The organism is Aquirufa regiilacus (genome assembly GCF_032470275.1).
GTDB lineage: Bacteria > Bacteroidota > Bacteroidia > Cytophagales > Spirosomataceae > Aquirufa > Aquirufa regiilacus.
Window position 1 is genome coordinate 188,811 of record NZ_JAVNWW010000005.1, and the last position, 7,826, is coordinate 196,636.

Genomic DNA, 7,826 nt, shown 5'->3' on the forward strand with positions numbered 1-7,826 from the left:
AGCCGGTCGATGACTGGCTTTTTTTATGTTCCTACTTGATTAACAAATCTCGAAGAAAGGTCAACTGGTAAAACATGACCGTAAACACCACGGCCCAGAATATCCCTGAAATAGCCATAAAAAACAATACGCGTGGCGTGGGTACTTTGAAAGATAAGGCAAGTAAACTTCCGCCAATTGGTGTAAAAAGCAAAGGTGTCATCACCGCAATGCCTTTAATCCCAAATCGCTGCCAAACACGTACAGCATAACGCGCGCGTCCCGAAAACAACCTAGGTTTTTGAACGCGAAGTCGGGAAATTTGCTGAACAATAAAGCGCCCCATCGTCAACATAATCGACACCGTGGTCATCATTCCCACCCAGGTACAAATGATTGTTTCAAGCATGGAAAGCCCTAAACCAAAACCCGTCAAGGGCCCTGCAACAAATTTAATCGACGATGCGGCCATGACCGCAAAATAGGCTCCCCAATTCATTATTTCGCTGCTTGATAAATCGTTACGCCTTGATCTAAAAATGACACAAAATGATTGATATCAGCATCAAATGCCACCGGCTTTACCATCGGCGATGCATCATTTCGAGGATCTAATAATACATAATGTGGCTGCGCATTTGAATTAAAGCGTGTAATCTGAAAGTCTAGATTTTGATCTCCCAAGGTCTTTTTTTCCTGGCCATCTACTTTGGATACATACCATTGCTCCGAAGGCAGTTCAGTCTTATCATCGCAGTAAAGCGCAACAACAACATATTTTTCTTGCAGCCGTTTTAACACTTGTGGATCTGACCACACATTCTCTTCCATCTTCCGGCAATTCACGCAGCCATGACCTGTGAAATCGATGAATAAAGGTTTATTGACTTTTAACGCATAGGCTTTGGCCTCTTCAAAATCAAAGAACCCTTGAAGACCTAACGGAAGCGTAAGGAAGTCGGCATATTTCTTTTGTCCCTGATCCGTTTTCACGGGAGCTGCTACACTTGTGCCTGAACCCTTAAAGTCCTGCGAGCTCAACGGAGGCAACCAACCCGATAAACCTTTTAAAGGCGCACCGAACATACCTGGAATTAAATAAATAACGAAAGCCAAGACAGCCGTTGCAAACAGGGTGCGAGGCACCGACAAGTTTTTGGCAGGGCCATCGTGCGGCAAGGAAATCTTACCAAATAGATATAAGGTCAAAGCACCAAACACCGCAATCCAAATCGCTAAGAAAATCTCGCGATCTAATAAATGCCAGTGGTAAACCTGATCCGCTACACTTAAAAACTTAAAGGCTAGGGCAATTTCCAAGAATCCCAAGACCACCTTTACTTCATTCATCCAATTACCCGACTTCGGTAGTGACTTCATGAAACCTGGGAAGATCGCAAACAAAGTAAACGGAATGGCGAAGGCCAACGAAAAGCCCAACATACCGATAATCGGTTTTAGGAAAACCCCTTGAGATGCCGCAATCAGAATCGAACCCGCCAAAGGGCCTGTGCAAGAAAATGAAACCAATACCAATGTAAAGGCCATAAAAAACACACCCATCAAACCTCCTTTATCTGATTTGGCATCCACCGAATTCACTAAACCCGAAGGCAAAACGATTTCAAATGCTCCCAGAAAGGAGATTCCAAAAAAGATAAAAATGACGAAGAAAAGTAAATTAGGAATCCAGTGCGTGCTTAAGAAATTCGCAAAACTAGCCCCCGCAAAGAATGCGAGTATTGTACCGAAAAACACATAAATCAAGACAATAAACAAACCATACAAGAAAGCGAGACGCTTTCCACCCTGTTTCTTCGTGAAGAAACTCACGGTCATGGGAATCAAGGGATAAACACATGGCGTCAATAAGGCTAACAGGCCTGCGCCCAAGGCCACAAAAAAGAACTCAATTAGCCCACCCTCAGCTACATCAGAGGCTTTTTTTTTTGAGTCTTCCGTCGCTGAAATCTTGAAATTCCCTTTGATGGGAACACAAAGACCGCTCTCATTCGAGCAAGTTTGGGAATCATAGGCCCCATCGATCAACCAATTATCAGACGTGATTTTCACCTTTTGGCGGAACTCAGCGTTTTCCGTAAAGTAGGTATATGTTCCACCCCAAATCTCTTTATCCTCTTTGCTGTGTGGGTTAATTGCCTTTAAGGGGCCTACCGCCTCAACGCCTAATCCCGGCTTCAACGTTACCGAAGTCACCACAGGCCCTAAATCTTTATCGAAATCCGATGAATATAAATACCAGCCTTTGTCAATAGTAACCTTAAATATCAATTCCGCCTCTTGACCTACAGTAGGTTGCGCTGGCGATAAAGACCACGACCATTTCGCTGGTGTAATTTTTTGTCCGAATAACTGTACCGAAAAGAATAGGAACAGCGCTAAGAATTTTAATTTCATTTGTTGAAAAATTAATGCCTTCAAAATTACGCTTTTTTGTTGGGATACAAACGTGATATTTGTCGGGATAGTTCCTCCTTTTTCGTTTTTCTATTCAGATAAAAAAACGTAATTTTACACCCTTAAAATACGTAATCAAGAACATCTTATATTCATGGCTGCTAGCACATTTCCTACCCAAAGAGACAACGAAATTTTTTCATTAATTAGTCAAGAAGCTCACCGCCAAGAATTCGGCATTGAGTTAATTGCTTCAGAGAACTTCACATCCCCACAAGTGATGGAAGCGCAAGGAAGTGTTTTGACAAATAAATATGCAGAAGGCCTTCCAGGCAAGCGCTATTATGGCGGTTGCGAAGTTGTGGATGAGGTGGAAACCTTAGCGATTGAGCGTGCGAAAAAATTATTCGGTGCCACATGGGCGAACGTGCAACCACACTCAGGTGCGCAAGCAAATGCAGCAGTTTTCTTGTCATTCTTAAATCCGGGTGATAAAATTCTAGGATTTGACTTGTCACATGGCGGTCACTTATCACACGGATCTCCTGTAAATTTCTCTGGAAAATACTTTCAAGCATTCTTCTACGGAGTAGAAAAAGAAACAGGTTTAATTGACTGGGATAAAGTAGAAGCTACGGCTTTGAAAGAAAAACCAAGATTGATCATTTGTGGTGCGTCAGCTTATTCTCGTGATTGGGATTATGCGCGTTTGCGTGCCATTGCAGATCAGGTAGGGGCCATTTTATTAGCCGACATCTCCCATCCCTCAGCGTTAATCGCGAAAGGATTGTTGAACAACCCGATGCAACATTGCCATATCGTCACGACAACAACGCACAAAACGTTACGTGGACCTCGTGGTGGTTTGATCATGATGGGCAACGATTTTGAAAACCCATTTGGTTTCAAAACGTTAAAAGGCGACTTGAAATTAATGTCGGCATGTCTAGACGGCGCCGTGTTCCCAGGAACACAAGGTGGCCCGTTAGAGCACGTAATTGCTGCCAAAGCGATTGCTTTTGGTGAGGCTTTGACCCCAACATTCGAAACGTACGCGAAACAAGTTCAGTCAAACGCACAAGCGATGGCAAAGGCTTTCTTGGCAAAAGGATACGATATCATCTCAGGAGGAACGGACAATCACTTAATGTTGATCGACTTACGTCCAAAAGGATTGAGTGGTAAATTAGCCGAGAATACCTTGATCCAAGCTGATATTACCATTAACAAAAACATGGTACCATTCGATGACAAATCTCCATTTGTGACATCAGGTATGCGTGTAGGTACGGCGGCAATGACGACACGTGGATTGAAAGAAGCTGACATGTCCCAAATCGTAGAGATGGTGGATAAGGCTTTGATGAACCACAACAACGAAGCGGTATTGAAGACAATTAAAGGAGAAGTAAATGAATGGGTTAAACAATTCCCATTATATCTATAATTAACAAAAATGGCCTTAGATCAAGATTGGGACGATGAATTAGACGAAGATAAAGATGGGACCGAAATGTCCTTTCTCGATCACCTGGAAGAGTTGCGCTGGCACATCATCCGGTCCATCGCCTCTATCTTGATTTTCACCATTGCTGCCTGGATATTCCGAAATGAGATTTTCGGAATCGTCATCATGGGTCCTACCAAAGTGGATTTCTGGACCAATCAGGTCCTTTGCCAGTTGGCAGACTTAACCAGCTGGACAAGTCTTTGTATGCAGCAGGCCGACTTTATTCTCCAGTCTCGCGAGGTTTCTGGGCAATTCATGATGGCCTTAACACAATCCATCATTGTCGGCTTAATGTTCGCATTTCCTTATGCATTTTATGAAGTTTGGCGCTTCATTAGCCCAGGTTTAAAATCCAAAGAACTTAAAGCAGCTCGCGGAGCTGTCTTTTGGGTGTCACTATTATTTTTTGTTGGCGTATCCTTCGGCTATTTTGTGGTCGCTCCTATGGCCATCAATTTCTTAGCCAACTTCAAGTTAGACCCATCCATTCAAAACCAATTTGACATCAACGATTACATCTCGTTATTATCGATGTTGACACTGGCTTGTGGATTAACGTTTCAATTACCTATGGTTGCTTTTGTATTATCGCAGGTTGGCATTTTAACGCCTTCATTTATGCGCGAATACCGCAAGCATGCCTTAATCGTCATCTTGTTAGTGGCAGCGATTATTACGCCATCACCAGATGTGATTTCCCAATTGCTCGTCGCGTTTCCGTTATTCGGATTATACGAGATTAGCATCATCGTTTCGGGCCGAGTATTGCGCAGAAAAATGCGTGAGGAAGCTGCAGAAGCAAACGACTAATACCTTATGAATTATCTATCGGCGGAGAATATTTCGCGAAATCTTGGCGAACGCTGGGTGTTTAAAAACCTATTTTTCGGATTGCAAAAAGGCGAAAAAGTAGCGCTCATCGGAAAAAATGGAACGGGAAAAACAACCTTGATGGAATCCATCATGGGCATGCAGTCCCCAGACGAAGGCAAGATTACCATCCGCAAAGGAATTCGCGTGGGTTACCTACCACAGAATCCGTTTTTTGAAGAGGGCGAGCGTGTGTTGAACTATCTGTTTTCAGATGATTTGCCTAGTGCGGTAGCAATTAAGGCCTACGAAAAAGCCATGCTTTCGGGTGATCCACAAGAATTGGAAGATTCCTTTGCCTTGATGGAAGCTAATAATGCATGGGATTATGAGGCGAGAGCCAAACAAATTATCACACGATTAGGCATTCCCGATGGAGACCAACAAGTTTCTACGTTATCTGGGGGCCAAAAGAAACGCCTTTCTTTAGCTAAATTATTGATCGAAAGTCCAGACATCATGATTCTGGATGAGCCAACCAACCATTTGGATATAGAGACCATTGAATGGTTAGAAGGTATTTTATCCGGGCCAAACGTAACGGTTTTAGTCGTATCCCACGACCGTTATTTCTTGGATAAGGTATGCAACAAAATGATGGAATTGGCGCTCGGGTCGATTTACACGTACGAAGGGAATTACGGCTATTTCTTAGAGAAAAAAGCAGAGCGTGAGGCCTCTGAGGCGAGTACAGTAGCGAAGGCCAAAAACCTCTACCGCAAGGAATTGGAATGGATGCGTCGCCAACCGAAAGCACGTGGAACCAAATCACAATCCCGCATCGACGCCTTCTCGGAAACAGAGGAAATGGCGCATCGTAAAGTAGATGATAGCAAGCTGGAATTGAATATTCAAATGTCCCGTTTGGGTAATAAAATCATTGAAATCAACCACCTGAAAAAAGCGTGGGGTGAGAAGAAAATCGTCAATGATTTTACATACACATTCAAGAAAAAAGACCGCATTGGGATTGTGGGTAAAAATGGCGCAGGCAAAACGACTTTCTTGCAATTATTGACCGGCTTAGAACAACCTGATTCAGGTACGATTGACCCGGGTGAGACTTTGGTGATTGGCTATTACACGCAATTACCATTCGAATTCAAGCCGGAACAACGCGTCATCGATACGATTACGGAGATTGCTGAGGTGATTCCATACGGAAAGAATGAATCTTTGACACCTAGTCAGTTTTTGAGCAAATTCTTATTCCCAACGGCCCAACAATACACACCCGTTTCGAAACTATCCGGTGGAGAAAAGAAGCGTTTGCAGTTGATGCAAGTCTTGGTAAAGAACCCCAATTTCTTGATTCTGGATGAGCCTACGAATGACTTAGACTTGGATACACTCCAGTTATTAGAAGACTTTTTAAGTGAATTCCAGGGCTGTCTATTACTTGTATCCCATGATCGTTACTTCATGGATAATTTGGTCGACCAATTGATCTTGGTGGAAGGCGAAGGGGAGGTCAATTTCTTTAATGGAAACTATACTGATTACCGCATTTCGCTAGAAAATAAGGAAAAAGAGCCGGCTCCAGTAGCCAAAGCTCCGGTGATTGAAACGCCTGTTGCACCCGTACAAAAAGGCGCCAAACTGAGCTTTAAGGAGCAAAAAGAGTTTGAAGATTTGGAGAAAGAAATGGCCAAATTGGAAGCTGAAAAAGAGGCCTTGATTGAGCAATTAAATGGGGGTTCTGAAGATTTTCAATTATTGGCCGACTGGGCAAAGGAAATTGAAGTCCTGAAAAACACCCTAGAAGAAAAAGAATTACGCTGGTTAGAACTATCCGAAAGAGCATAAACGATGGATCCATTAGAAGGCAAAACACTTAAGTTTATTATTGAATATTTGGTTGACAAGTATGGCTGGGAAGGACTCGCAAGCCGCATTCGTATCAATTGTTTCGCGCATGAGCCGAGTATCAATTCGAGCTTGACATTTTTACGCAAAACGGATTGGGCGAGAAAGAAAGTCGAGAACTTGTACATTAAGGCCATCCGAATGGATGATCACCCTCCGAAATAAAAAAGAGGCCCCGCTTTGGACTGAACCCCAAAAGTTGGACAAAGTTAGTAATTAATTATTAATGTGATGAGCTCGGTATTGCACCGGGCTCATTCCGTTTAAATTCAGTTTGATTCTTTCATAGTTGTAGTATTTGATATATTCATTGATTTCTTTTTTTAGCTGTTTTATTGACTCATATTTGTTTAGGTAAAATAGTTCTGATTTTAATGTTCCAAAGAAGTTTTCCATGACTGCATTGTCCAAGCAGTTTCCTTTTCTAGACATGCTTTGTTGGATTCCATTGTCTCTCAAAACAGCTTGATACTGCTTCATTTGGTATTGCCAGCCTTGATCTGAGTGCATCAGAAGGGCTGTTGATTTCGACTTCTTTTTCACCGCCTTTATTAGCATATTCATGACATTTTTGAAATCAGGTCGTTCTGATAAGTCATAGGTAACGATTTCCTGATTATATAAGTCTAATACAGGCGACAAGTACAGCTTCTTTCCTAATACATTAAACTCTGTTACATCGGTTGTCCATTTTTGATTAGGTGCCATTGCTTTAAAAGCCCTGTTTAATATATTTGGCGCTACTTTACCTTGCTCTCCTTTGTAGGATTTATATTTCTTCCTTCTAATCAAGCTCTTTAATTTCAAGCTGGTCATTAGTCGATGAACAGTTTTATGATTAATTAGGTGGCCGGCTTGACGCAATAGAATGGTTATACGCCGATAACCTAATCTACCCTTATGTTGATGATAGATTAGTCCAATCTCTTGCTTTAGCTCCGCGTATTTGTCTGCAGTCCCTTGTTTTGAATAATAATAAAAACAACTCCTTGCCAATTTAACACAAGTAAGCAATACTGCTAACCTGTGCTTATGCCTTAGTTCACTTACGGCTTGCGCTTTTTGTCTGCTTGAACTAAGGCTTGAAGCTTTTTTAGCAAGTCATTTTCAGCCCTTAGGTATTCATTTTCCTTAAGTAATTCTTCTTCTCTTGTTAGAGGCTTCTGGGCTTTCTTTACGTTGG

Annotated in this window: 6 protein-coding genes and 1 pseudogene; 4 read left to right on the forward strand and 3 right to left on the reverse strand. The window is 42.3% G+C overall.

Going from position 1 to position 7,826, the window contains the following annotated elements:
- Window positions 1-31 precede the first annotated feature (31 nt).
- The gene (locus PQG45_RS10530; RefSeq protein ID WP_315576769.1) at window positions 32-478 is read right to left on the reverse strand and encodes a hypothetical protein; all 447 of its coding nucleotides are present in this window, start codon (window positions 476-478) and stop codon (window positions 32-34) included.
- On the reverse strand, window positions 478-2,397 hold the full coding sequence (locus PQG45_RS10535) for a protein-disulfide reductase DsbD family protein (RefSeq protein ID WP_315576767.1): 1,920 nt from the start codon (window positions 2,395-2,397) through the stop codon (window positions 478-480). Before PQG45_RS10535 ends, PQG45_RS10530 begins: the two co-directional genes overlap by 1 nt.
- A 154-nt stretch (window positions 2,398-2,551) precedes the next feature.
- On the opposite strand from PQG45_RS10535, the gene PQG45_RS10540 reads away from it, so the two are divergent.
- Genes PQG45_RS10540 through PQG45_RS10555 form a run of 4 tightly spaced genes read left to right on the forward strand, consistent with a single transcriptional unit; the run spans window position 2,552 to window position 6,808 of the window.
- Window positions 2,552-3,844, forward strand: a complete 1,293-nt coding sequence (locus PQG45_RS10540) for a serine hydroxymethyltransferase (RefSeq protein ID WP_315576765.1) — start codon at window positions 2,552-2,554, stop codon at window positions 3,842-3,844.
- Window positions 3,845-3,853: 9 nt separating this feature from the next.
- Window positions 3,854-4,717: a twin-arginine translocase subunit TatC gene (gene tatC / locus PQG45_RS10545; protein ID WP_315576763.1), complete on the forward strand. Its 864-nt coding sequence runs from the start codon at window positions 3,854-3,856 to the stop codon at window positions 4,715-4,717.
- A 6-nt stretch (window positions 4,718-4,723) separates the two neighbouring features.
- Window positions 4,724-6,583, forward strand: coding sequence for an ABC-F family ATP-binding cassette domain-containing protein (locus PQG45_RS10550; RefSeq protein ID WP_315576761.1), 1,860 nt, complete (start codon window positions 4,724-4,726; stop codon window positions 6,581-6,583).
- A 3-nt stretch (window positions 6,584-6,586) separates the two neighbouring features.
- Window positions 6,587-6,808 (forward strand): VF530 family protein, encoded by a 222-nt coding sequence (locus PQG45_RS10555; RefSeq protein ID WP_315576759.1) that lies wholly within the window; start codon window positions 6,587-6,589, stop codon window positions 6,806-6,808.
- A gap of 51 nt (window positions 6,809-6,859) precedes the next feature.
- Here the strand turns inward: PQG45_RS10555 and PQG45_RS10560 are convergent.
- A pseudogene (locus PQG45_RS10560) lies at window positions 6,860-7,729 on the reverse strand (IS3 family transposase); the annotation flags it as partial.
- Between the last annotated feature and the right edge of the window lie 97 nt (window positions 7,730-7,826).